The 22,447-nt window shown below is 64.6% G+C and carries 25 protein-coding genes; 10 read left to right on the top strand and 15 right to left on the bottom strand.

The window, feature by feature from the left end; genetic code table 11:
• Nucleotides 1-27: 27 nt before the first annotated feature.
• Both QLQ85_RS01245 and QLQ85_RS01240 read right to left on the bottom strand, forming a co-directional pair.
• On the bottom strand, nucleotides 28-1,182 hold the full coding sequence (locus QLQ85_RS01245) for a ZIP family metal transporter (RefSeq protein ID WP_282737361.1): 1,155 nt from the start codon (nucleotides 1,180-1,182) through the stop codon (nucleotides 28-30).
• A gap of 31 nt (nucleotides 1,183-1,213) precedes the next feature.
• Nucleotides 1,214-2,335 (bottom strand): multicopper oxidase domain-containing protein, encoded by a 1,122-nt coding sequence (locus QLQ85_RS01240; protein WP_282737360.1) that lies wholly within the window; start codon nucleotides 2,333-2,335, stop codon nucleotides 1,214-1,216.
• A 172-nt stretch (nucleotides 2,336-2,507) separates the two neighbouring features.
• Between QLQ85_RS01240 and mntR the strand changes: the two genes are divergently transcribed.
• Nucleotides 2,508-2,960 carry a manganese-binding transcriptional regulator MntR gene (mntR, locus tag QLQ85_RS01235; RefSeq protein WP_282720372.1) on the top strand — a complete coding sequence of 151 codons (453 nt, stop codon included), beginning with the start codon at nucleotides 2,508-2,510 and terminating at the stop codon, nucleotides 2,958-2,960.
• Nucleotides 2,961-2,992: 32 nt separating this feature from the next.
• On the opposite strand, the gene QLQ85_RS01230 is transcribed toward mntR, so the two are convergent.
• Together QLQ85_RS01230 and QLQ85_RS01225 are read right to left on the bottom strand one after the other, a co-directional pair.
• Nucleotides 2,993-3,865, bottom strand: a complete 873-nt coding sequence (locus QLQ85_RS01230) for a diacylglycerol/lipid kinase family protein (protein ID WP_282737359.1) — start codon at nucleotides 3,863-3,865, stop codon at nucleotides 2,993-2,995.
• Nucleotides 3,866-3,960: 95 nt separating this feature from the next.
• Nucleotides 3,961-4,728 carry a DUF1499 domain-containing protein gene (locus QLQ85_RS01225; protein WP_282737358.1) on the bottom strand — a complete coding sequence of 256 codons (768 nt, stop codon included), beginning with the start codon at nucleotides 4,726-4,728 and terminating at the stop codon, nucleotides 3,961-3,963.
• A 114-nt stretch (nucleotides 4,729-4,842) separates the two neighbouring features.
• Here QLQ85_RS01225 and QLQ85_RS01220 point away from each other — a divergent pair, with 114 nt between their 5' ends.
• Nucleotides 4,843-5,193, top strand: a complete 351-nt coding sequence (locus QLQ85_RS01220; protein ID WP_282737357.1) for a hypothetical protein — start codon at nucleotides 4,843-4,845, stop codon at nucleotides 5,191-5,193.
• A gap of 36 nt (nucleotides 5,194-5,229) precedes the next feature.
• Here QLQ85_RS01220 and QLQ85_RS01215 read toward each other — a convergent pair whose 3' ends face one another.
• From QLQ85_RS01215 to QLQ85_RS01190, 6 genes are all read right to left on the bottom strand, one after another.
• Nucleotides 5,230-5,880, bottom strand: a complete 651-nt coding sequence (locus QLQ85_RS01215) for an HAD family hydrolase (RefSeq protein WP_282737356.1) — start codon at nucleotides 5,878-5,880, stop codon at nucleotides 5,230-5,232.
• Between the two features lie 195 nt (nucleotides 5,881-6,075).
• Nucleotides 6,076-7,179, bottom strand: coding sequence for an alanine/ornithine racemase family PLP-dependent enzyme (locus QLQ85_RS01210; protein ID WP_282737355.1), 1,104 nt, complete (start codon nucleotides 7,177-7,179; stop codon nucleotides 6,076-6,078).
• Nucleotides 7,176-8,315 (bottom strand): DUF1611 domain-containing protein, encoded by a 1,140-nt coding sequence (locus tag QLQ85_RS01205; RefSeq protein ID WP_282737354.1) that lies wholly within the window; start codon nucleotides 8,313-8,315, stop codon nucleotides 7,176-7,178. Before QLQ85_RS01205 ends, QLQ85_RS01210 begins: the two co-directional genes overlap by 4 nt.
• Before the next feature lie 178 nt (nucleotides 8,316-8,493).
• Complete coding sequence (locus QLQ85_RS01200; RefSeq protein ID WP_282737353.1) at nucleotides 8,494-9,777, bottom strand: type II toxin-antitoxin system HipA family toxin; 1,284 nt, start codon at nucleotides 9,775-9,777, stop codon at nucleotides 8,494-8,496.
• Entirely contained in the window at nucleotides 9,774-10,022 is a 249-nt protein-coding gene (locus tag QLQ85_RS01195; protein WP_282720365.1) for a helix-turn-helix domain-containing protein, read from the bottom strand. Before QLQ85_RS01195 ends, QLQ85_RS01200 begins: the two co-directional genes overlap by 4 nt.
• A gap of 166 nt (nucleotides 10,023-10,188) precedes the next feature.
• Nucleotides 10,189-10,410, bottom strand: coding sequence for a DUF3820 family protein (locus QLQ85_RS01190; protein WP_282737352.1), 222 nt, complete (start codon nucleotides 10,408-10,410; stop codon nucleotides 10,189-10,191).
• Between the two features lie 96 nt (nucleotides 10,411-10,506).
• On the opposite strand from QLQ85_RS01190, the gene QLQ85_RS01185 reads away from it, so the two are divergent.
• The 5 genes from QLQ85_RS01185 to QLQ85_RS01165 all read left to right on the top strand — a co-directional run bounded on the left by QLQ85_RS01185 (nucleotide 10,507) and on the right by QLQ85_RS01165 (nucleotide 14,439).
• A complete protein-coding gene (locus QLQ85_RS01185) occupies nucleotides 10,507-11,442 on the top strand; it encodes a DUF808 domain-containing protein (protein WP_282737351.1) in 936 nt (311 codons plus the stop codon).
• 269 nt (nucleotides 11,443-11,711) lie between these two features.
• Nucleotides 11,712-12,098 carry an MAPEG family protein gene (locus QLQ85_RS01180; protein ID WP_282737350.1) on the top strand — a complete coding sequence of 129 codons (387 nt, stop codon included), beginning with the start codon at nucleotides 11,712-11,714 and terminating at the stop codon, nucleotides 12,096-12,098.
• 135 nt (nucleotides 12,099-12,233) lie between these two features.
• Entirely contained in the window at nucleotides 12,234-12,809 is a 576-nt protein-coding gene (locus QLQ85_RS01175) for a dienelactone hydrolase family protein (RefSeq protein WP_282737349.1), read from the top strand.
• 126 nt (nucleotides 12,810-12,935) lie between these two features.
• Nucleotides 12,936-13,766, top strand: coding sequence for an AraC family transcriptional regulator (locus QLQ85_RS01170; RefSeq protein WP_282737348.1), 831 nt, complete (start codon nucleotides 12,936-12,938; stop codon nucleotides 13,764-13,766).
• A 61-nt stretch (nucleotides 13,767-13,827) separates the two neighbouring features.
• On the top strand, nucleotides 13,828-14,439 hold the full coding sequence (locus QLQ85_RS01165) for a LysE family translocator (protein WP_282737347.1): 612 nt from the start codon (nucleotides 13,828-13,830) through the stop codon (nucleotides 14,437-14,439).
• A gap of 42 nt (nucleotides 14,440-14,481) precedes the next feature.
• Here the strand turns inward: QLQ85_RS01165 and QLQ85_RS01160 are convergent, their stop codons facing one another.
• Nucleotides 14,482-15,099: a LysE family translocator gene (locus tag QLQ85_RS01160; RefSeq protein ID WP_282737346.1), complete on the bottom strand. Its 618-nt coding sequence runs from the start codon at nucleotides 15,097-15,099 to the stop codon at nucleotides 14,482-14,484.
• Between the two features lie 185 nt (nucleotides 15,100-15,284).
• Between QLQ85_RS01160 and nfsA the strand changes: the two genes are divergently transcribed.
• The 3 genes from nfsA to QLQ85_RS01145 all read left to right on the top strand — a co-directional run bounded on the left by nfsA (nucleotide 15,285) and on the right by QLQ85_RS01145 (nucleotide 17,759).
• Nucleotides 15,285-16,016 carry an oxygen-insensitive NADPH nitroreductase gene (gene nfsA, locus QLQ85_RS01155; protein WP_282737345.1) on the top strand — a complete coding sequence of 244 codons (732 nt, stop codon included), beginning with the start codon at nucleotides 15,285-15,287 and terminating at the stop codon, nucleotides 16,014-16,016.
• Nucleotides 16,017-16,151: 135 nt separating this feature from the next.
• Nucleotides 16,152-17,003, top strand: coding sequence for a DUF6920 family protein (locus QLQ85_RS01150; protein ID WP_326521364.1), 852 nt, complete (start codon nucleotides 16,152-16,154; stop codon nucleotides 17,001-17,003).
• 180 nt (nucleotides 17,004-17,183) lie between these two features.
• Entirely contained in the window at nucleotides 17,184-17,759 is a 576-nt protein-coding gene (locus QLQ85_RS01145) for a nucleoside deaminase (RefSeq protein ID WP_282737343.1), read from the top strand.
• A 128-nt stretch (nucleotides 17,760-17,887) separates the two neighbouring features.
• On the opposite strand, the gene QLQ85_RS01140 is transcribed toward QLQ85_RS01145, so the two are convergent.
• The 4 genes from QLQ85_RS01140 to QLQ85_RS01125 form a co-directional block, all read right to left on the bottom strand.
• Nucleotides 17,888-19,195 carry a TRAP transporter large permease gene (locus tag QLQ85_RS01140; protein ID WP_282737342.1) on the bottom strand — a complete coding sequence of 436 codons (1,308 nt, stop codon included), beginning with the start codon at nucleotides 19,193-19,195 and terminating at the stop codon, nucleotides 17,888-17,890.
• Nucleotides 19,195-19,734 carry a TRAP transporter small permease subunit gene (locus QLQ85_RS01135; protein ID WP_282737341.1) on the bottom strand — a complete coding sequence of 180 codons (540 nt, stop codon included), beginning with the start codon at nucleotides 19,732-19,734 and terminating at the stop codon, nucleotides 19,195-19,197. The genes QLQ85_RS01140 and QLQ85_RS01135 overlap by 1 nt, the downstream gene beginning before the upstream one ends.
• Before the next feature lie 70 nt (nucleotides 19,735-19,804).
• Nucleotides 19,805-20,854: a TRAP transporter substrate-binding protein gene (locus tag QLQ85_RS01130; protein ID WP_282737340.1), complete on the bottom strand. Its 1,050-nt coding sequence runs from the start codon at nucleotides 20,852-20,854 to the stop codon at nucleotides 19,805-19,807.
• Nucleotides 20,855-20,874: 20 nt separating this feature from the next.
• Complete coding sequence (locus QLQ85_RS01125) at nucleotides 20,875-22,407, bottom strand: class I adenylate-forming enzyme family protein (protein ID WP_282737339.1); 1,533 nt, start codon at nucleotides 22,405-22,407, stop codon at nucleotides 20,875-20,877.
• Between the last annotated feature and the right edge of the window lie 40 nt (nucleotides 22,408-22,447).

Raw genomic sequence — 22,447 nt, 5'->3', positions numbered from 1 at the left:
GGGCCGGGGGCCGCCCCGCGACCCTGGTCAGACCTGAACCAGCAGGGCCGTGGTGTACATTGCCATGGCCCCCGCGCCGACCCCGGACAGGGCGATTCCCGAGAACCATGGCTGTCCCGCGCTGCGCGCGTCGCGCACCAATAGTGTACCGACCTCAATGATGACCTGGAGGATCGCCCCCGCCCCCACGGCGAACGCCAAGGCGGCCCAATAGGGCGAGAAAGCATAGCTGCCGACCCATATCCCGACCACGGCGGGCAGGCCGGCAAGGGCCGCCAGGGCGGCGAACACCCACAGCGGTGGCCGCTGCTTGAGCATGGGGGCCACGATGCCGATACCTTCCGTCAGGTTATGCAGGGTGAAGCCGAGGACCAGAAACGAGCCGAGGGCAACCGAGCCGGTGGCAAACGCGGAGCCGACTGCCAGGCCTTCGCCCAGGTTGTGCAGGCCGATCCCGAGGGCGAGCGCGGTCGCGAGTTGCACACCGGCAAGCGTCTTGCCGTGACGCCGACCCACTCCCATCAGCACCGCGAATGTCAAGGCGACGACAAGCCATACCGAGATTTCCCCCTGGAAGCCGGGCGCGGCTTCTCCCGCCAAAGCCAGGGCCTCGTCAAGGGTGTCGACCAACAGGTAGGCCAGGAGACCGGTCGTCAGGGCGAGAGCGAACTGGAAAGCCCGCGTGCCCCCCGCGCGCAGTGCCGGATAGAACAACATGCCAAGTGCCACCGGCACAACGCCGACGAATAATCCGACCATGCCGAAGGTGCGCAGCGTGCGGGCGTCGGGGGTGGGCGTTGTCACGGCAACCTCGATGGTGTGATCGAAGGTGATGCCGCTTGGGGTCAACAGGGTCAAGTGATGGGTCTCGCCCTCCACCCATGGATAGGGGATCCGTATCCAGGCCGTTGCCAGGCGTTCCAGCGCCCCCGGCGGAGTTTGCCTGAACGCCCAATAGGCGCCATCGACCTGTACCTGGGCGATCTTCATCGGCTCCGATCCGCCGGCACGCACCCGAAGCGCGATACCGTTCTCGTCGAGCAGGGTGCGCTCAACCGTGAGTTCCTCGATGGGGGGGACGGCGCCGGTCAAGGAGCGCAGGGGATCGTTGGCCAGGAAGGCCACCATGACGGCGACGATCAAGAGAATCGGTAGCACGATCCAGAGAACGGTGCGTTGCATCGGGGTACCCTCCCGAGGCCTGCTGCGGCCATCATGCGTCCCGAACATCGAACAGACTCATCCAACCCAGCTCGGCGAATTCCGACTGATGGGCGTGGAACATGTAAAACCCGGGCTCGTGATCGGAGAAGGAGAATTCCAGGATCCCGCGCTGGGCCTGGCACTGCATGATGGTGTCGACCGTCCGTAGCGTGGGGGTGAGCGTGGTGCCGTGGTCGTAGTAGTCGAAGAAATTCGCATGCAGGTGTAGCGAATTGATCGGATCGAACTCCGTGACATTGATCAGGTAGAGCCGCAGTGGGCGAGCCCGGTCTACCCTGATGGGCCGCTTGAAATAGGCGTGGGCGATCGAGTTGACCGCGTAAATCTCATTCTCCTCATCGAAGTTCGTGTCGAAGCCGTTCATCACCAGCACGAGTTCCTGCCAGCGCCCATTCTCCGACGAGCCAAGCAGGCGCGAACGCGCGGCTTCGGGCTGCTCCGGGTGGCGGTCCGGGTCCGGGTCGACGATGAAGGCACCGTACAACCCCTTGTGAATGTGTCGCTTGAGTGGGACCGAGTGGCAGTGGTAGAGATGGCAACCGAACGGGAAGGCATCGAACTCATAGACGAACACGCCACCCGGAGGCACGTCCCCGGCCCCCGGCACGCCATCCATGCGGGCCGCATGGATCCCGTGGAAATGCATGGAGTGCGGGTGACTGCCGCCGTTGATAAAGCGTATGCGGATACGATCCCCCTCGGTGGCTCGTAGGGTCGGGCCCGGCACGCGGCCGTTGTAGGTCCAGGCGGGAAAGAAGACGCCCGGGGCGATTTCGATCTCCTTGTCCCTGGCGGTGATGTCGAATTCGCGGAGCACCTGTCCGTTCGAGAGGCGAGAGACAGTCCCGGTTTCCCAGTCGGTCAGGATCTCGTGGGGGTCGAAGCCGTTGCGGGCATGGTCCACTTCCCCCACGGTGATCATGCCGTCATGAGTACCGTGCGCACCCGTCTGGGCGTCCTGGGCGGTACTCGGTGTGGTCGGTATCGGCGCCTGGCCCACTGCCAGGCGTATCACCGATGATCCGCCGATCAGCGCCCCCGCCCTGAGCAGAAGCCGCCGAGTCATGGGGTACTTGAACCAAGGTCGCATCTCCCGGCTCCGATGGTGCAAGACGAGCCTTCCAGGTGGATGCCCGATGGTAGGCTCGACGATGGGTATGTGGCTATACAATACAGCATAGGCTATATCTCGTGTTTGTGTGGCACCTTGCCATGCGAACTCGCCAGCCGCATGGCACTGTTATGTTATGGTGAGATACACGACATCTGAGGTAGGGACGGCGATGACCAAGTCGGAAGTGGGCGCCCGTACCGTGTTGCCGGATGCGGAGCAGCAAGCGGTCAATTTCAAGCGGGTTCGGGAAGCCCATCAGAGCGAGGTGGCCGAGGATTACGTTGAGCTCATCGCCGATCTGATCAATACCACGGGGGAGGCGCGTGCAGTCGACATTGCGCGACGGTTGGGGGTGGCGCATGCCACGGCAGTAAAGACCGTTGCTCGACTACAGCGGGAGGGGCTCGTTTCCAGTCAGCCCTACCGGTCGGTATTCCTGACGGAGAAGGGACAGGAACTCGCGGCGCGTTCGAAACGCCGCCATGAAACCGTGGTGAACTTCCTGCGTGCCATCGGCATCAGCGACAAGACCGCACAACGCGATGCCGAAGGCATTGAGCATCACGTCAGCGACGAGACACTGGCGGCCTTCGAACGCGTGATCCGAGCCAAGCAACGCTAAGCATTGTCCGAAAAGTCGCCGAGCGCGGGCCGCTAGGTGGGCAGAAGGTGTTCACCGATGACCCGAAGCGCCCCCGGGCGTGTCGAGGCCGTCGCCTCCATGATACGCCCCAGGTCTTCACCGTCCGCGGTCAGGGTCCTTGAGTGGCGTAGCTGGACCAGGCAACGGGTCGACTTGACGTGTACCAGGGTTGAGCCGTCCCTGGGCTGGTGCCCCCGTAGCCGTGAGACGAGAAAGGTCATCAGCAGGTTGACCCAGGAGCGCGGCCGTATGGCCACGATATTCAGCTCGCCGTCGTCGATCGTGGCCTCGGGAATGCGCTGGCCGCCGCCGAAGAAGGCCCCCGAGGAGATCGCGATCGACAGCCAGAGGCCCTCGATGCTGCCGCCGTCATGGGTGATCCTCGCCTGGAAGCCCCACCGTATGCCGATCTTCCCGGCGAGCACGGCCAGGTAGCTGAAGCGGCCCAGCGCTTTCTTGTGATTCGCGGATGCCTTCCTGGCAGGGACGGTCCCCAGGCCGATGTGGGCGACATTGAGGAACAGGGTGTCATTGATCCAGCCGACGTCGACATTGACCGTCCGGCCCGAGGCGATCAACCGACATATCTCGAGGGGATCCTCCGGCAAGCCGAGATTGCGGGAGAAGTCGTTGGCGGTGCCCGACGGCAGCACCGCCAGGGTGGCGTTGCGCTCGAGACACAGCGCCGCGCCCCGGCTGACGGACCCATCGCCGCCCGCGACCATCACCAGGTCGTCCTCCCGGACCTCCCGTGCCCATGTCGTGTCGGAAAAATCCCGCACCGCGACATCGCCAAGCCCCGCTCCCCGCAGGTGCTCCAGCCAGAAGGCCCGCCCACGGCTACCATCACCCGCATCGGCATTCGCGACCAACCAATGGCGCATCCCGGCGTCTCCCTGACCTGGCGTGATCCCGTGAGAATAGCGTATGGGCGCTGCCCAAAAACCGTCTGACACTGGTGGGAGCCGCCGGGTTCGGCTCAGCGGCGTACCCGGCGCTCCAGCGCGACCCGGTACTTCCGGATTCGCGCCGCATTGGCCCCTACATCGCCGCGGCCCATGCGGGAGGCGGAGCGCACGTCGACGCGCACGCCGTCGTCGGTCTCGGTCAGACGGATCACCACGTCGTCCTTGAAGCCGAACCAGGTGGTAGTGTCGGTGGCCTCGATCCTGCCGTCGGTGACGCTGACGAGCTCCCAACCCAGGTCCAGGGCGGCGGCCTCTGCGACCGAGAGGGCGCTGTCGCGCGAGATGTCCAGGTCGATCGGCTGGATATCCGGGTAGGCCTCGCGCTGCTGACGGGCGACCGTCTCGCCGGGGTAGTCCACTGCGTTGGGAGCCGCTTCCCGGGCGTCGGCCAGCGCCTCGAAGGCGGGCGGGTCCTCGGTGTCGGTGGTGATATCGTGGATGGGTGGCGCCTGCTGGGCGCGCTGCCAGTGCACCCAGGGCACGGTCATCATGCCGGCGACGGCGACGATCACCAGGCCGCCGGCCAGGGCGGCGCGCAGGCGTCGGCAGAAGGTGGCGACGACCAGCGCGATCAGCCCCACCCCGGCGGCGCCGGCGGCGGCGTAGGCGCCGTAGCGCAGCAGGCCGAAGGCATCGCCCAGCGGGAGCAGCCCGAGGCGGTAGGCGGGACCTGCGGCGGCCATCAGCAGCGCGGCGAGCACCAGCAGGGCCAGGGCGAGCCAGGCGACACTCACCGGCCAGCGGCCACCGCGTGGGCGGCTTGGACGCAACAGCGACATGAGAACTCCTTAACGCCGGGTATCGATAGTGTCAGCATAATCGCCGCAGGCGCCCGGTGCCGCACGACGACTCGCGCGGACGTGACCGCGACAATGGACCACCAGAGACGACAGATGCCAGTACCGAACTCCGATGACATCCTGGCGGCCGAGGTGCGCCGCCTCCTCGAGACGATGCCCGAGGCCAGGCTGCCGATCACCTACCACCAGGTGGCCGAAGCCCTGGGGCTCACGCCCCCACGCACCATCCAGCGCGTCGCCCGGGCGCTGGAAACCCTGATGCGCGAGGACGCCGCAGCGGGGCGGCCCTTCATCGCCGCCCTGGTGGTCAGCCGTCGCGGCGACCTGCCTGGCAAGGGGTTCTTCGACCTGGCCGTGGAGCTCGGCCGCTTCCCCGCCGATCCGGCACGGTATGCCGAGGCGTATCGGGACGCGTATCGACGGGCGATGGCGGCACGTGGTTAGGCAGGCGAGACGCCACCACGCACGGCCGCCTCGACCTCAAACGTTCAACCACACGAGGAGGTCGTCGAAGTCATCTATAATTGCTGCGGCCTTGCTGAAGTCGTGCTGGAAAGTCATGTCGTTTGGTATCGCAATACAAGAGATACCGGCCCCCGTGGCCGCCTTTACTCCATGCTCAGTGTCCTCAATGGCGAGGCACTGCGAAGCTGCAAGCCCAAGACGCTTCATGGCCAGCAAGTAGACATCGGGTGCTGGTTTGCTGGCGTTGACGTCATCGCCGGAGACAACAGTAGAGAAGAGGGCATGCAGTGCGTTGTCTCGCAGTGTCGCTTCGACACCATTTCGGCCGGCGCCCGTGACAACCCCAAGCGTCACGCCTCTCTGGTAGAGATAATGCAGTACCTCTTTGACGCCGGGACGGAGTGAGAAGGCAGTGCACTTCAGCCGTTGTTGAGTCGCTGTGCTCTTCTCGCTTACCAGTTCTTCATGCGACCCGCTGAGATGAAATCTCTCAACCATATCCACGGCATTCGCGTCGGTTGGCTTACCCGCATAACAAGCCTTATACATCTTCTCGCTTAACGTAATACCCCGTCGTTCGAGAATCTGCTGCCACATCTGGAAATGTACGGGCTCGGAATCGACAAGTGTTCCGTCATGGTCGAAGAGAATGGCGCGAATTGTCATGGTGCTTTCCAGAAGTTAGGCAGGTTGTTGGAAGTCGTGGACACCTGAGCCACCTGGATAGTCTAAAGTACAACCGGAAAGCACCGCTAACCTGATTTCCCCGATCGCCCATCGGTCTTTCCCCTGTGGCATTAGTGCACCAAAAAACCTCGTACAGGACGGGGCAAGGAACCCTGCATAGGGTTGCGTGACCGCTCAGCTGGCCCACGGCAGAAACGACAATTCCGGCACCAGAGGGCTTGTCGTCGCCGCGAATGTGGTCACGACGAAGGGAGACGTCATCGCGCGCAGCAGCGCCGAATAATCGAGCCCGAAGCGCAGCTCCACGCCGGGTGCCAGGCGGTGAGGCGTTTCCAGCACCAGGTGGTCGCTGCTGGCGGCGAGCACGCTGACGCCGCCCGGGGGCGTCAGGCCTTCCGGGTCGACGTCCTGCCGCCCGATCGCGGCGATCGTCTGGACGATGGTGCCGCGTTCGCGCATCGGCATCGGCACGCCGAACGCGGCCTCGCCGGTGGCGCCGCGTGGCACCGTCGGCTTGGCCAGCGACTCGATGACGGGCACCACCAGGGTGAAGGCGTCGGTGTACAGGCCGCTCAGGGGCATCCGCGTGAGCGGGTCGCAGCCCAGCAGGATCGACTCGCCGAGCCGCAGATCGTTGATTCGGCCAGCGGGCGCGGCGATGGCCCAGGCGAGATTGGCCGAATTGCCGCCGGAAACGATCGGCAGGTACAGGCCCAGCTCGCCTTCGAGCAGGGTCGCGAGCATAGACAGCTCGCCCATGTTGTCGGTGCTCGGCACGACGCCGGCGCGGCACGCCAGGTTGGTGCCGAGGCCGGCGAGCGTGACGTGAGGGGTGCGCGATATGCACCGGGCGAGGTCGAGCACATCGCCCGGCAGCACGCCCTCGCGCAGGTCGCCCAGCTCTACCATCAGCACCAGGCCGTGAGTGACGCCGCGCCTGCCCGCCGCCGCCGACAACGCCTTCACCACCTCGAGCTCGCTCACCTGGCTGACGCTGGCGCACGCCACCGTCCGATCGGCCTGGTCGGGTGTGGGCGAACGCAGCAGCGTCAGCGGCGCCTGAATGCCCGCGGCGCGAAGCGCCTCGAGGTTGTCGATCCGCGAATCGCCGAGCCGCGCCACACCCCCCGCGAGCATGGCCTCCGCCACCTCGGGCGAGCCCAGGGTCGCCTTGGTGACCCCGGTGACGTCGATACCGCGGCCGGACAACAGGGTGACAAGCGTGCGAGCGTTGTGCTCGATCTTGGCCAGATCGATCTCGATGCGGGGAGAGGTCACGCCATTGCCAGTGGCTGACGCGCCTGCAGTGCGGGAAAGGCGGCGGTGACCATCGCCACCAGCGCCGAGGGGTCGTGCCACAGCGCATCGGTGGCGGGGAGGCCGAGCTCAACCTTGTAGCGGGCGATGGCCGCCGTGACCTCTGCCTCGGTCATGTCCTCGTGGTTGATGGCCAGCCCGATGACCGTGGTCTTGCCGAACAGCTCGATGAGCTTGATCTCCGAGAGGGGGGACGGCATCCGCACCTCCGGATAGTCACTGAGCATTCGGCGGGCCGGGGCATGCTGCATGATCACGGCTTGTGGCCGGCTGGCGCGCAACACCACCGTCGAGCTCAGGTAGGCGGGGTGACTGAGGGCGCCCTGGCCTTCGATCACGATGACGTCGGGGCGCTCGCCCTCATAGGCGGCGAGCACCGCCCCCTCCAGTTCGCCGACGCCGAACTGGGCGGGAATGGCATCGAGCGCGACGCCATAGGCGGCGCCCTGCATCAGACCGGTCTGCCCCGTCCCCACCATCACGGTGTGAATCCCGGCGTCGTTGAGCGCCTGGGTGAGCAGCGTCGAGGTGGTGCGCTTGCCGATCGCGCCATCCGTGCCCAGTATCGCGATGCGCACACAGTCGACGCCGCCGATCGCGCCGTCGAACATGCGCAGGTGCTTGGTCGGGCGTGGCCGGCGGATATCGTGAAGCATGACGCCGGCGACACGTGCCGCCGCCGAGATCTCCGGGTCGTCCGCGAGGAACTCGTGCAGGCCGGATACCACGCTGATGCCTGCCGCCACGGCCGCCAGCACCACCGCGCGGTCCGCCTCGGACATCAGGCCCGACAACGGCGCCAGCCCGAAGATGAGGACGTCGGGAAGGTTATCGGTCGCGGCGAGCGCCGCGGTCAGATCGGCCACGAGGGGGATGCCCGCCGCCGCCTCGCCCAGGGCGATACCCGCGTCCTCGCCGGCCAGGGTACTGTCGATGACGGACAGGATGCGATACCGCTCGCTGCTGCGCACCAGGCCGTTGGCCGTCTTGCCATCGATGCGCGCGAAGTTGCCCTCGCAGTACACGATGGCCGATTGGCGGGCGTCAGCGGGGTGAGCGGCGCAGTCGAGAATGGCACGAAGGGAACCAGGAAGCATGAAGCGTCTACCTCGGGTATGGACTCAGAGGAGGCGACGGGATGGTCCCGGCCGATACGGCCGACAGTCAACGAGAGGTCCCCACCAAGGCAAGTGGATGTACGTCAGCATACACGGATCGGGGGGACCCGTATGCTTGCGTCTCCCTGGTGGTGCCCTGTGAGGTGATGGCGTTGTTCTACCAGCGCTCTGCCCGACGACATTGCTTGTGAATATGCTGGCGCTGCTGCTGCAACCGTACCCAGCCGTTATCCCCGAGGCCGGCTTGTTGCAGGGCCTGCTGCAGGGACGAGGAGTCGGCAAGCTCGGCGAGCGTGGCGGCCATGTCCTGGATCTGGCGTTTGACGAACGGGTAGCTGAAACGGCATTCCCGGGCGAAGGCTCGCCAGTCTCGTGGCAAGAGTTGCATCGAGTTGAACTGCTCACCCACCGAGAAGGCCAACTCGGGGTTGTAACCGAGCACGATGGTGCCGACCAGGTCGTAGGCCGGGGCGATCTGCCACCGGCCACGGGCATCCTGCAGCAGCGAGACGTTCTTGGCATGGCCGTCGCTGTTGCCGACCAGCACATTGAAGAGCTGCCAGCGAAGCAGGTGCTGGATGGAGGCCGCCGAGGGTTTGCAGGCCTCGCGTACCCTTTGCACGCCTTGTCCGAAACGTGGGCCACCGAAGGCCTGGTATTTCTGGGTGCGCGCCAGCCCCATGGCCTGGCACAGGTCTTCCTGGTGCAAGCGTTCGATATGGCGTGTGCCGATGCCACGACGATCGTAACGTTCGACGATCAGGTAGGGATGGCGGCCGGCATGACTCATCTCGGTGGGAGGGCAGGCCAGCCCGGCCAGTCGTGCCAGGGTGTTCAGGTACAGCTCATTGAGGATGACCTGTTCGCGCCCCTCGACGGCGAACTTCAGGATATGCGAGGAAGGTGCGGCACCGGAGGGCAGGTAGAGTGCGCCATCCCACACGAGCACGGGGATCTTGTCCTGGGCGCCGGCCAGGGACAGGCGAGGGCGCCTGGCAGGGTCGTCGTCGGCCATCAGCGCATAGCGCTCGCGGAAGGCGGCCCACTGGCCGAGCCGGTCGAGCTCCAGGGCGCGATAGTCGCCCGATGACTGTTCGCGTGACAACGGGGCCTGCCCGGGGGGCAGGATCGTCAGGGCACCGGCGCAGTCGCCGCCGATGGCGGCCAGCAGAGAGAAGTCGTCGTCGGGAATGCCCAGTCGCTTGATCAGGGCCTCGCGTGCCTGCTCTTCCGGCAGCAGGTTGCCGAACCAGCGATGGGCGCGTTGGTCTTCCGGCAGCCAGGTCTTCCGGCTCAAAGGCAGGCTATGCGAAATGGCCTGCCCCGTCGCTTGCCAGGCGTCGTCGTACTCGAACCCCATCAGTCGTCCATCGTCACCGCGCCACAGGGTGCCCACGCGCTGCTCGTCGCGCCAGACATGCAGCTCCTGTTGATGCCTCACGACGGGGTCTCCTCGGTGGGATAGGCGACGAGATCGATACCCAGGGCATCGAGCACCATCATGATGCGTGCGAAGCCGCAGGAGTCGCGGCCATTCTCCAGTTCGCTCAGGAAGCGAATGCTCAACCCACACAGGCCGGCCAGGGTTTCCAGGGTCAGCCCTTGCTGCTTGCGCGTGCGGCGAATCAGTTGGCCGAGCGCCTTGGCATCGCGGATATTGACCGGGCTGGGCGGTTGCATGGGCATCTGTCTCTCGAGCGGCGTGATGGCGTAAGGTCGCACGGGGCGTAATTTTCCTGATGGGGATAATTCTATCAGGGGAATGGGCGAATGCACGCGAAATTTCCCGATAGGGAAAAAATTGGGAGGTAGCAGGCAGGGAGATCAATATTTTCCCTATAGGGAAAATAGACTAGGCCCCATGCATCTCCCGCAGCGGATCGAGCAGCGGGCTCAGGCCGTTGTGGTCGATCTCATGCATCAGATGCAGGAGCTGGCCGATCTCGCCGGGCGGGAAGCCCTGGCGGGCGAACCAGTTGAGGTAGGGGCCGGGAAGGTCGGCGATCAGCCGGCCTTCGTACTTGCCGTAGGGCATCCGTCGGGTCACCAGCTTTTCCAGATCCTCGGGTTTCACGCATCGAGCTCCTCTGCAGTGCGCCGATTATGCCATGCTGCGCTTGTGGCGAAGGGAGACCATCGCCGGCCCCATTAGCGGAACAGGAAGACAGCCGTGGCAGGTGCAAGCTTACTGACTCTGATCGACGATATCGCGACGATCCTCGACGATGTGTCGTTGATGACCAAGGTGGCGGTCAAGAAGACCGCCGGAGTGCTCGGCGACGACCTGGCGCTGAACGCCCAGCAGGTCAGCGGGGTGAAGGCCGACCGCGAACTGCCGGTGGTGTGGGCGGTGGCCAGGGGCTCGCTGCGCAACAAGGCGATCCTGGTGCCGGCGGCGCTGCTGATCAGCGCCATCGCCCCCTGGGCCGTGACGCCGCTGCTGATGCTGGGGGGCGCCTTCCTGTGCTTCGAAGGCGCGGAAAAGCTCTTCCACGCCTTTACCCACGACGAGGCCGAATCGGCGCAGGAGCATGAGCGGCTGGTGCGGACCCTATCCGATCCGGATGCCGATGTGGTGGCGCTCGAGCGGGACAAGATCAAGGGCGCGGTGCGTACCGACTTCATCCTCTCGGCGGAGATCATCGCCATCACCCTGGGCAGCGTGGCCGGTGCGCCCTTCCCGCAGCAGGTCGCGGTGCTGGTGGGCATCGCCCTGATCATGACCGTTGGCGTCTATGGCCTGGTCGCCGGCATCGTCAAGCTCGACGACCTCGGCCTCTACCTCAGCCAGCGTAGCGCGGCGCCGGCGAAGGCCGTGGGCAACGCCATCGTACGGGTGGCGCCCTACCTGATGAAGTCGCTCTCGGTGATCGGCACCGCCGCCATGTTCATGGTCGGGGGCGGCATCCTGGCGCACGGGCTGCCCGCCGTGCATCACGGCGTCGAGGCGCTGGCTCATCTCGCGGCCGACCTGCCCAGCGCCGGCACGATCCTCGGTCCGCTCAGCGAGACGGCACTGAATGCCGCCATCGGCGTGCTCGCCGGCGCCGCGGTGCTGGCCGGAGTCAAGGCCTTCGGCATGCTCAGGCGGCGCCGCCATGCCTGATCGCTGACGCACGAACGGTGCCCAGGCAGGCACGTTTATTGATTCCAGCGCGCAGACGCTCATCTGGACGGCTGAGCGTGCCATCTGATCGCTGCCAACCTTTGTCCGAAAAGTCGTCGAGCGATGGCCAGACAAGGCAAAAATCGGCGAAATGACGGAGTTTACGCGGTGTAAATGAGTACTTTGAGCCGATTTTTAACGCCGTATGACCGAGCGCAGGCAGTTTTCAGACAAGCGTAGGTCGCGGTACGACTCACAACGGAGTGGCAATGAACTACGTACACATCGTTGCGGTACTAGCGGTTCTTCAGTTCTTCCTGTTTGGCATTCTGGTTGGACGCGCCAGGGCAAAGTACGGAGTCAAGGCTCCCGCCACTTCCGGCAACGAGCACTTTGAGCGTGCCTTTCGCGTACACATGAATACGCTAGAGCAACTGATCGGCTTTCTTCCCGCCTTGCTCATCGCCGGCCTGTATTGGCCAAACACGATCATCGCCGGCATTGGGGTGGTCTATCTGGTTGGCCGATTTCTTTATCGACAGCTGTATATTGCAGATCCAGCAAAACGCGGCCCCGGCTTTCTTCTGACGGTCATCCCTACATTCACTCTCTTGGCCGCAGCGCTGGTTGGCGCAGCTACCAGGTTCGCGGCCTGACAATTCGTTCGAGCGATGCTGGACTTCCCCCAGAGGGCTTGAGATCTTGGGTGAGATTCATTCTCGGGTGGTAGATGCCACATAATCGAAGCGTCAGGCACCAGCTATCGTGGCGGTCGCGACAGGAGGTCGAAAATGGCAGAGGTCATGTTGTTCCACCATGCGCAAGGACTGACCCCTGGCGTCGTCGAGTTTGCCGACCGGCTGCGCCGGTCCGGGCACATCGTCTACACGCCCGATCTCTTCGATGGCCGCACCTTCGACGATCTCGAGAACGGTATGAGATTCGTCGAGGAACTTGGGTTTGGCGAGGTGATTCAGCGTGGGGAGCGAGCGGTGGACGGGTTGCCGACCGAGTTGGTCTACGCCGGATTCTCTCTAGGCGTGGTCCCGGCGCAGAAGCTGGCCCAGACCCGGGCCGGAGCGCGCGGGGCGCTTTTCTTCCATTCCTGCGTGCCGATCTCGGAGTTCGGGTCGACCTGGCCGAAGAGGGTGCCGGTGCAGGTGCATGCCATGGATGCCGACCCGATCTTTGTTGGTGATGGCGACATCGACGCCGCTCGGGCACTCGTCGAAGAAGCCGAGGAGGCGGAGTTGTTCCTTTACCCCGGCGATCAGCACAACTTCGCCGACAGCTCGCTGTCTTCGTACGACGCCGATGCATCCGTCCTCCTGATACAGCGGGTGCGGGACTTCCTCGCTGCACGGTAGGGAGGGGAAATTGAAACGAGCGGCTCACGGGCGAGATCCTCGCTGGCCGTTTCCGCAATAATGTCCAAGCCTGCGGCTTGGGGGTAGGCCTAAGCTATGCCTGAGTGGCGGTCAGGGAGGTGTGGCATGGCGAAACAGTCCAGTCGATTCGACTACTTCAAGAGCCGGCATATTCCCGAGCTCACGGTCCTCCGGGCGGCGTTGAGCGATTTCAGCTACGACCGCCATGCCCACGAGGAGTACGCCTTCGGCGTCACCCTCGCCGGGCGGCAGGATTTCTTCAGCGGCGGGCAGTTTCACCGCAGCCCGCCCGGCAACGTCATCCAGTTCAATCCCGAGCAGGTGCACGACGGCCACCCGGGCGGCGACAGCACGCTGGGGTATGTCATGGTCTACGTGCCTTCCGCCCAGCTCGAGGCGCTGTTCGCCGATGCGGCGGGGTGCGAGCGCGCCGCTCAGTTCCAGGGAAGCGACACCCTGCTGGCCGACCCCGAGCTGCGCCAGGCCATCCTGGAACTGGCGCACCTGACGACCCACCAGCAGGGCACGCGCATCGATCAGGAGCACGCCCTGCATCGCATGGCGACTCGTCTGGTGCAGCGGGCCGGCAAGTTCCAGCCGGGCGGCAGGGTGAGCCGGCCCGATGCGCTGTTGCTGCGTGCCAAGGAGTACGTCCTCGCGCACCTGGAGGCGGATCTCTCGCTGGACGAGATCAGCCAGGCCGCCCACCTCTCGAAGTACCACTTCCTGCGCCTGTTCCGGCAGCAGTTCGGCATCACGCCGCACCAGTACGTACTGAGCTGCCGGGTCAATGCCGCGCGCAACGCCCTGGAGGCCGGCATGGCGCCCTCCGAGGTGGCCTTCCGCTACGGCTTTACCGACCTCAGCCACTTCAATCGCCGCTTCAAGCGCATCTACGGCAAGACGCCGTATCAATACCAGCGCAGCGTCACCTAGCGGCGCTGAATCCCGGCCGCTCGGCCACACACATAACGCACTACCTATCGGAGAGGCTCCCATGGAGATCGTCGCCTATGCCCTGGGCGTCATGTACACGCCTGGGCCTGTGAATCTGCTCGGCCTGAATGCCGGCCTCAACGGCCAGGCCAGAACCTCGGTCGGTTTCTTCCTCGGGGTGGGGCTGGCCATGTTGGTGCTGTTCGTGGTGTTCGGCTGGGCCGGTGCGGCCTGGGTGCGTGGCGATATGCTCGCCGTGGTGGGGGCCGTGGGGTGCGGGTATATCCTCTATCTCGCCGTCAAGATCGCCCGGTCGAGCATCGAGCTGGGCGCCGTACGGCAAGCGCCGCGTGTACTTCGCCTGCGCGATGGCCTGATCATGCAGCTCTGCAACCCCAAGGGCATGATAGCGACCCTGCCGATCGCCACGATCCAATTTCCCGCCGCAGGCATCCATGGCGTCAGCCTGCTGCTCTGGTCGCTGGGATTGACGGCTCTGGCGATCGGAGCGCCCGGCAGCTATGCGCTGATGGGGGCCGTTGCAGGGCGACGAATCGAGAACCCGAGAATTCTCACGGGCTTCAGCCTCGCGATGTCGGTACTGCTGGTGGGCGTCTCCGTCTCGATCGGCTATGAGCACGTCTGGCTCCCTCTCGCGACCGGCGCCGGCTGATGGATCGTCATCTACCCCATCGGACACTCGACCGACTCGGGCTCACTCCCGTCGCGCCACCAGCAGGCCGACACCGGCGCTCGCCAACAGGCTCGCGCAGGTGCGGTTGAACAGCCGGCGCATGGTGGGGCGCGAGAACCAGTGACGCAGGAAGGCGCCGAAACAGGCATAGCCGGCGATCGCCACCCACTCGAGCGCCAGGAACAGGGCGCCCAGGATCAGGAACTGGACGGCGACACTGCCGCCCGGCGCGACGAACTGCGGCAGAAACGCCGTGAAGATCAGGATGGCCTTGGGATTGCCGGCGGCGAGCAGGAACTCCTGCCTGGCGAGGCCCCAGAAACCCAGCGGGCCGGTGGCCATGGCCTCGTCCCCGCTCTCGGCGTTCCACAGCTGGAAGGCCAGCCAGAACAGATAGCCGGCACCGAGCACCTTGATGATCAGGAACAGTTGCTCGGAGGTGTGGAGCACGGTCGCCAGGCCCGAGGCAGCGAGCGTGATCATCACCACAAAGGCCGCCAGACGGCCGATACCGGCCAGGCAGGCCATGCGCACGCCATAGCGCTTGGCGTTGCTCATGGACAGCAGGTTGTTGGGGCCCGGCGCCATGTTCAGGGCGAAGCAGGCCGGCACGAAGAACAGCAGGGTCATCGAGTCCATTTGGGCCACCTGGGTGGAGTGGTTCAGCGCTCGATTCTGCCGCAGCGGTCTCTGGCGAACAATCCATGCCTTCGTCCCGAGTACCGTCCCCGCTGACTGGCACCGCCTGAGGCCGGGATGCAATGCCTTCCGGGATGACAGATAATGAGCAGGTTAACGATTCACATCCCATCCTTCGAGGTCCCATGAACCCCACCATTGACTTGCTGAAATCCCACCGCTCGATCCGCAGGTTCACCGACCAGCAGATCCCCCGCGAGCTGCTGCTGGAGCTGATCCGCGCCGGCCAGGCCGCCGCCACCTCCAGCCACGTGCAGGCCTACAGCGTCATCCACGTCAGGAACCCGGCCAACCGCGAGAGGATCGCCGAACTGGCCGGCGGTCAGGGCTATGTGGCGAGCTGCGCCGACTTCCTGGTGTTCTGCGCCGACATGAAGCGCCCCACCGAGGCCTCCGAGCGCACCGGCGCCAACGTCGTGCGCGGCATGACCGAGCAACTGCTGGTGGCCAGCGTGGACACCGCCCTGATGGCCCAGAACGTGGCGATCGCCGCGGAATCCGCGGGGCTCGGCATCTGCTACATCGGCGGCATCCGCAACAACCCCCACGCCATCAGCGACCTGCTGCACCTGCCGGAGCATGTCTACCCGGTGTTCGGCATGTGCCTCGGCTACCCGGCCGTTGATCCGGACATCAAGCCGCGCCTGCCGGTGGAGGCGATCCTCAAGGAGGATGTCTACACCGAGGACAGCGAGCAGGTGGCGGCCTTCGACGAGGCCATGCGCACCTATTACGGCGAGCGCAGAGGCGGCCACAAGAACTCCGACTGGTCGAGGAACCTCACCCCGCTCTTCGACAGCAAGCTGCGCGCCCATATGCGCGACTTCCTGATCGAACGCGGCTTCGAGATGAAGTGAGGCCATCCTTCGGCCCTCGGCGACGCGGCGCAGAAGCTACTCTGATGAGCGCGAGGGGGACACGACCCAGTGGGGCCAGGATTCGTGGCGGGGCCGGTGGGAATCGTCTTGTGGTGGCGAGGAGGCTGACGAGTGATGCAGTGGGTGTTGATCGGTAGCGGCGGCATCCTGGTAGCGGTTGCCATCTCGGTCCTGGCCGGCCGGGCCCGCGACACGACACGGGCAAGGCGGATGGAAGCCGCCCTCATCGAGCGCGCATCCCGGCCGGACAATGAGGCGGTCGATGCGGCATCACGCACCGAGCTTCCAGCCCCCGTTGCCCGCTACTTCAGGCACGTGCTGATGGATCAGCGAAGGCCAATCAAGACGGCGAGAATCCGACAGGCGGGGGTTCTGCGAACCAGTACGACAGCAGGCCGATGGTTGCCATTCACGGCAACCCAGCTCGTCGTGCCGCCTGCTGTCGGCTTTCTCTGGAATGCCCGGGTCGAGATGCCGTTGGCGACACACCTGCGTGTGCAGGATAGCTACATCGACGGCAGTGGGGCGGGTCGTGTCAGCCTTCTGTCTGCCTTGTCAGTCGCTTCGGCCGCCGATACCCCGGCGCTGAATTCGGGCGCCTTGCACCGCTATCTGGCCGAGGCCGTCTGGTGCCCCACCGCACTATTGCCACGGTCCGGCGTCATGTGGAGCCCCATCGATGATCACACGGCAATGGCCACCATGACCGACCGGGGAACGACGGTGTCGTTGCAGTTTCGCTTCAACGACGCCGGCGAGGTGGTCGGGATCTACAGCCCCGGTCGCTTCGGACGATTCGATGGTGAATACCGTCGAGTCCCCTGGGAAGGGCACTTTCGGGACTATCAGGTCCAAGGGGGCATGCGCGTTCCAGGCTATGGTGAAGTGGGCTGGCACGACGGCGGGACCCTGCAGCTGGTCTGGAAGGGTCGTATCACGGAGGTGCAGTATGAGCTTGGGCCTTGAAACGGGGAGTGGCACCTCGGGCGCCCCGACCTGGTGGTGCGCTTCGGGCGGGGGAAGGCGATGCCTCGTTCGCTGCGACGGCCGATCGAGTCGGTCCTGATCCCGCCAGGCCCGTCATGACGCCGCCTGCGTCAAGTATCTTCCCGGTACGCTTTCCCCCCACCACCAATCGGAGGCACCATGGAAACGCTGTTGAGTTCACGGACGGAGGTGACGGAGTCCGCACTGGCCGCCATCGCGCACATGCCGACCGCCAGTCTGCCGGTGCTGATGGACGAGGCGTTCGCCCAGCGGCTGACCGATGCCGACGTCATGCGGATCGCGGTGCTGCTGGCGCAGAAGAGCTACGACGAGGGCGGTTGCCCCATCGGCGCGGTGATCATCGACAACGCCACGCGGCGGATTCTCGGCAAGGGGCACAACACCCTGGTGCAGGAGAGTCACCCCTACAACCACGGGGAAACCTCCGCCATTCGCGATGCCGGCCGCCTCGACTTCAGCCGCACCACGCTCTTTACCTCCCTGAGCCCCTGCGACATCTGCGCGACGCTGCTCCACATGCGGGGCTTCGCCCGCGTGGTGGTGGGCGACGTCACCAATGCCTCGGGCAATGAACCCCTGCTGCGCGACAAGGGCATCCAGGTGGATATCCTGGAAGACCCGCGTGGCATCGAGCTGTACGCCCGCTTCCGTGCCGAGCGGCCCGAGCTCGATCGGGAAGACTGGCAAGGCGTGAGGGGCACGCGTGAGCCATGACAGTGGCTCGGGTGGCGTGAAGCCGGCTGGCGATGGGTAGGATAAGGGTTTCGGCGCGAGGATGAAGCGTACCCCACATTACACACGCCCCCAAATCGGGGGCGTGACGGTAACGGTCGCTATCGTGGTCACATCGTGGCTTCATTCATGTAGCCAGGCAGGAAGGTCGCCAGGCCGGGGAAGGCGATCAGCAACAGCGCCATGAGCGCCATGATCAGGAACATCGGCGCCGCCGCCTTGGCGATGAAGCCAAGACTGTGGTTGGTCAGGCCCTTCATGACGAAGAGATTGAAGCCGACCGGCGGCGTTATCTGGGCCATCTCCACCATGACCAGAACGAAGATACCGAACCAGAGCAGATCGATGCCGGCCGCGTTGAGCATGGGCGTGACGACGGCCATGGTCAGCACCACCGCCGAGATGCCGTCGAGAAAGCAGCCCAGCACGATGTAGACGAGCATCAGTGCCACCAGCAGCATGAAGGGGGAGAGATCCAGCGACCCCACCCACTCGGCCAGGCCGCGCGGTAGCCCGGTGAAGCCCATGGCCAGCGTCAGGAACGAGGCGCCTGCCAGTATCAGGGCGATCATGCAGGAGGTCTTCGCTGCTCCCATCAGACTTGCCACCAGCGAGGAAAAGGTCAGGCTGCGCTGTATCGCGGCAAGCAACAGGGCGCCGACGACCCCGAGAGCGGCGGCTTCGGTCGCCGTAGCGAGGCCGGAGTACATCGAGCCGATCACGGTAATGATCAACAGCGCGACAGGAATCAGCAGACGCGATTCATAGAGGCGATGCTTCATCGTCATGGCCGGCTCTTTGACGATGTTGGGCTTCTTCAGGATGCCCCAGGCCACGACGTACCCCATGAACAGCGCGGCCAGTATCAGGCCTGGGAGTATCCCCGCGATAAAGAGCTTGGGGATGGACTGATTGGTAATCACGCCATAGACGATCATGGTCAGCGAGGGGGGAATCATCAGGCCGAGGGTGGAGGCGCCGGCCAGTGTTCCCACGCTCATGAAGTCGGAATAACCGCGTTTTTTGAGCTCCGGCATGGACATCTTGCCCACGGTGGTCAGCGTGGCGGCGGAAGAGCCCGAGACCGCGGCGAACAGGGTGCAGCCAATGACGTTGGTATGCATCAACCGCCCCGGCAGCCAACTGAGCCAAGGGCTCAACCCGCGGAAGAGGCTTTCCGAAAGTCGCGTGCGGTACAGGATTTCTCCCATCCAGATGAACAGAGGAAGGGCCGTGAGCGTCCAGCTCGTCGATGACGTCCACAGCGTGCTGTACATCGAGGCCCCGATCGGGCGGCCAGTGAAGAACGCGATGCATACGATGGCCACCCCGATCAGGGACAGGGCCACCCAGACGCCGGAGCCCAGCAGCAGGAAAAGGATGAGCAGAAGCGCAATGGCCAGTTCGGTGATATCCATCAGAGACTCCTCACGGGATGGGTTCCGTGATGGTTGGCGCCTGCGGAACGAAACAGCGCGGCCAGGGTGCGCACGAAATGATCGAGAATCGAAATCGTGAAGGCCGTGGAGCCGAGCGCGAGCAGCGACTGGGGTATCCAGAGCGCCGTCGCATCCTGCCCTGATGAGACGTCGCCAAACCGATAGGACCAGTAGGCCGCATCGAAGGCGTGCCACGTGATGAAGCCGGCAATGCCGCCGGCGACCAGCAGGCACCACAGCTCGCCGATGGGGCGAAAGCGCCCAAGCCGTTCCACCAGGAGGCCGACGCGGATATGCCCGCCTTCGTGAAAGGTGTAGGCCGCAGCAAGGAACGTACTGGCGCCCATCAGATAGCCGGCATAGTTGGTAGCGCCAGGCAGAGTCGTGCCGCTCCAGCGCAGCACCACCTGGGCGACGATCACGACGAGCATGATGAAAATGCATAGCGCGGCAAGATAGCCGAAGACGCGGTAGAGCGTTTCCAGGCATCTGGCTGCACGAGAAGAGAAGGTGTTCATGGGAGCGACCCCTAGTTCAACCAGCCAAGCGGAGTCCCCATTCCTCGGAATGGGGACGTGAATCGTGCTGTCACTGCATGGCACGATATTCCTCTACCAGTTGCTGGCCTTGCGGGCCGGCCTTCTCTAGCCACTCCTCCTGCATTGCTTCACCGATACGGTTGAATTCCGCCTGCAGCTCCTCGTTGGGCTGGTTGATCGCAACGCCCTTGTCGCTCAGGCGGTTCTTGAGTTCATCGGTGAGCTCCCTGGCCTGCTCCTCGCCGCGCTGCTCGGCTTCTGCGGCAATCGCCAGGACTGCCTGCCTCGTTTCCTCGTCGAGGTCTTCCCAGCGGTCCTTGTTGACGAAGACGTGGCTGAGTACGAGCCAAGCCTTGGCATCGTAGAAGTGGGGGAGGTAGTCCCACAGCTGGTGGTTGTAGACGGGGTCGCCGGAGGAGATCAGCGATTGCACCATGCCGGTGGCGGCCGCCTGAGAAAGTTCGGCCTCCTCGATAAGCGTCGGCGTCATGCCCATCAGTTCGGCAAAGCGTGCCGTCGCCGTATTATAGGCCCGGAACTTGAGCCCCTCCGCATCCTCGGGCGACTCGATCTCGCGGTCGAAGAAGATGCCCTGCGGGGGCCAGGGGATGTGGTAGAGCAACTGAAGGTTCTGCTCCGCCATCATCTCGTCTAGAGCCGGCTTGGTCACTTCCCAAAGCTGCGTAGACTCTTCGAAGGAATCCGCCAGGAAAGGCACCGAGTCGATACCGTAGAGGACGTTCTCGTTCTGATGGGCGGAGAGGACGTGAACGCCGATCTGTGCCTGGTCGCGCTGAACGGCGCGCTTGATCTGATCGCCGGGGAACAGCGACCCGCTCGGGTGAACGCGTATGTCCAGCTCGCCATTGGTGGCTTCGCTCACCTGGCCGGCGAACCAGCTGACGTTCTCGGTGATGTAGTTGTCCGACGGTTGCGGGGAGGGGAGGTCCCAGACTTCGGCATGGGCAAAGCCGTTGGCTGCCAGGGTCAACGTGGTAATAGCGGCAGTCTTGCGCAGTACATGGACCATGCTGTTGGTCTCCTCTTTTCTAGTTGTAGGAACGGTGGTCGGGTCGTTTCTCTTGTCGTTATTGTCCATTGTTTTCCTCTGATTCACGGTCAGTGAAGCCGTTGGCTATCCCAGGCTTCGTGCAGGGTGGTAGGCAGGCTGTGCTTGACGATGCGGTGGCTGGGGGTTCGCTCGAACTCCTCCACGACGGCGAGGTAGCGTGGGCACTGGTAGGAGGGCAGGCGCTCCTTCAGCCACTGATGGATTTCACGAGGCTCGATATCGCGTCCAGCCTTCGGCTTCAGGAAGAGCTTGATCTCTTGCTCGCCGATGTCGGCAGCGACACCGATCATCGCGCACTCCTCGACATCGGGGTGCTGCTGAGTGACCGACTCCACCTCCCAGGCCGAGACGTTCTCGCCCCGACAGCGCACGCTATCGGTGATGCGCCCGAGAAAGTAGAGAAAGCCTGCCGCATCGAGCCAGCCGCGATCGCCGGTATGCAGCAAGCCGTTTGCCAGCGCTTTCTCCGTGGCCTCGGCATTGCGAAAGTAGCCATCGAACAGCACGCCGGGATGCGTTTCACGGACCACCACCTGGCCCGGCTCGCCTGTCGGTACCGGGCGGCCCTGGTCATCGTGGACGCCGACCTCCAGCCAAGGCACGGCGCGGCCCACCGAGCCCGGCTTTCCTTCGGCATTGAAGGTGGTCAGGCTCGAGGCTTCCGTCATGCCGTAGCACTCACGGATCTCGAAGCCGAAGCGATCCTGCAGGGTCGACCAGATATCGCTTGGACAGCCCCCTCCCCAGGCGATACGCACGTTGTGCGCGGTCTCCAGTTCGCTGGGCGGCTGCTTCAGCAGGATCTGCAGGACGCCTCCCAGGTAATGGATGTGAGTCGCGCCGCTGGCATTGACCTGCTCCCAGAAGCGACTGGCGCTGAAGCGCTCGGTCAGGCTGAGCCGCACATCGAAGAACAGCGGCAGCAACAGCATCTGGGCGCCGCCGATGTGGTAGAAAGGCTCCCACTGGAAGAAGACGTCGCCCGGCTTGATCGAGCAGAGCAGCTCGACGCTCTTCAGGGCGTAGGCCATCATCGCATGCGTGACGCGTACCCCCTTTGGCTTGCCCGTCGTGCCGGAGGTGTACATCAAGGCGTACAACTCCGACATGGCAGGAGCCGGTGCGTCCAGCCTCTCCTTGCCTTCCAGGTGCTCGGAGATCGTATCTTCCGCGCCTCCCAGCAGCAGCGTCTTGCCCGTGAATGTCGCCCCGCTATCGACGACGACCGGCCACAGGTCGGCATCTGTGAACAGGACCGCGGGGTCGCAATGCTCGAGGATGTACTTCAATCCATTGCCGCGCTGACGAGCATTGACCGGCACCCAGACGATACCGGCCTTGGCCAGCGCGAACAGGATGGCGATGGCCTCGGGGCCGTTATGCATCATGACCGCGGCACGCTCGCCGGGGCGAATGCCCAACTCCCGGCGAAGGTAGGCGGCGAGTGCCTCGGCCTGAAGGTCGAGCTCGCCGAACGTCAGGGGGCGTTGATCGAAGCTCCCGAACAAGCGCTCCGGCTCGCGCGTTGCGATATCGCGCAGCGCGAGAATGAAACTGGGATCGTTGAGGTTGAATATCATGGCAATCCGATTGTCCTTTGCTTCTGACGCGTCACGTCAC

This window comes from Halomonas kalidii (assembly GCF_030010475.1).
GTDB classification, from domain to species: domain Bacteria; phylum Pseudomonadota; class Gammaproteobacteria; order Pseudomonadales; family Halomonadaceae; genus Halomonas; species Halomonas heilongjiangensis.
Note: the sequence above shows the minus strand (reverse complement) of the source record. Positions and strands in the feature narration are given on the sequence as shown.

Excerpts from the sequence above, each read along its gene's own strand:
- QLQ85_RS01150 (WP_326521364.1), top strand. The coding sequence starts at position 16,152 with ATGCAGTGGGTGTTGATCGGTAGCGGCGGCATCCTGGTAGCGGTTGCC.
- QLQ85_RS01140 (WP_282737342.1), bottom strand. The coding sequence starts at position 19,195 with ATGGATATCACCGAACTGGCCATTGCGCTTCTGCTCATCCTTTTCCTG.
- mntR (WP_282720372.1), top strand. The coding sequence starts at position 2,508 with ATGACCAAGTCGGAAGTGGGCGCCCGTACCGTGTTGCCGGATGCGGAG.
- QLQ85_RS01215 (WP_282737356.1), bottom strand. The coding sequence starts at position 5,880 with ATGACAATTCGCGCCATTCTCTTCGACCATGACGGAACACTTGTCGAT.
- QLQ85_RS01195 (WP_282720365.1), bottom strand. The coding sequence starts at position 10,022 with ATGCCCATGCAACCGCCCAGCCCGGTCAATATCCGCGATGCCAAGGCG.
- QLQ85_RS01205 (WP_282737354.1), bottom strand. The coding sequence starts at position 8,315 with ATGCTTCCTGGTTCCCTTCGTGCCATTCTCGACTGCGCCGCTCACCCC.
- QLQ85_RS01180 (WP_282737350.1), top strand. The coding sequence starts at position 11,712 with ATGAACTACGTACACATCGTTGCGGTACTAGCGGTTCTTCAGTTCTTC.
- QLQ85_RS01125 (WP_282737339.1), bottom strand. The coding sequence starts at position 22,407 with ATGATATTCAACCTCAACGATCCCAGTTTCATTCTCGCGCTGCGCGAT.
- QLQ85_RS01230 (WP_282737359.1), bottom strand. The coding sequence starts at position 3,865 with ATGCGCCATTGGTTGGTCGCGAATGCCGATGCGGGTGATGGTAGCCGT.
- QLQ85_RS01135 (WP_282737341.1), bottom strand. The coding sequence starts at position 19,734 with ATGAACACCTTCTCTTCTCGTGCAGCCAGATGCCTGGAAACGCTCTAC.
- QLQ85_RS01170 (WP_282737348.1), top strand. The coding sequence starts at position 12,936 with ATGGCGAAACAGTCCAGTCGATTCGACTACTTCAAGAGCCGGCATATT.
- QLQ85_RS01220 (WP_282737357.1), top strand. The coding sequence starts at position 4,843 with ATGCCAGTACCGAACTCCGATGACATCCTGGCGGCCGAGGTGCGCCGC.
- QLQ85_RS01245 (WP_282737361.1), bottom strand. The coding sequence starts at position 1,182 with ATGCAACGCACCGTTCTCTGGATCGTGCTACCGATTCTCTTGATCGTC.
- QLQ85_RS01130 (WP_282737340.1), bottom strand. The coding sequence starts at position 20,854 with ATGGACAATAACGACAAGAGAAACGACCCGACCACCGTTCCTACAACT.
- QLQ85_RS01225 (WP_282737358.1), bottom strand. The coding sequence starts at position 4,728 with ATGTCGCTGTTGCGTCCAAGCCGCCCACGCGGTGGCCGCTGGCCGGTG.
- QLQ85_RS01165 (WP_282737347.1), top strand. The coding sequence starts at position 13,828 with ATGGAGATCGTCGCCTATGCCCTGGGCGTCATGTACACGCCTGGGCCT.
- nfsA (WP_282737345.1), top strand. The coding sequence starts at position 15,285 with ATGAACCCCACCATTGACTTGCTGAAATCCCACCGCTCGATCCGCAGG.
- QLQ85_RS01145 (WP_282737343.1), top strand. The coding sequence starts at position 17,184 with ATGGAAACGCTGTTGAGTTCACGGACGGAGGTGACGGAGTCCGCACTG.
- QLQ85_RS01175 (WP_282737349.1), top strand. The coding sequence starts at position 12,234 with ATGGCAGAGGTCATGTTGTTCCACCATGCGCAAGGACTGACCCCTGGC.
- QLQ85_RS01160 (WP_282737346.1), bottom strand. The coding sequence starts at position 15,099 with ATGGACTCGATGACCCTGCTGTTCTTCGTGCCGGCCTGCTTCGCCCTG.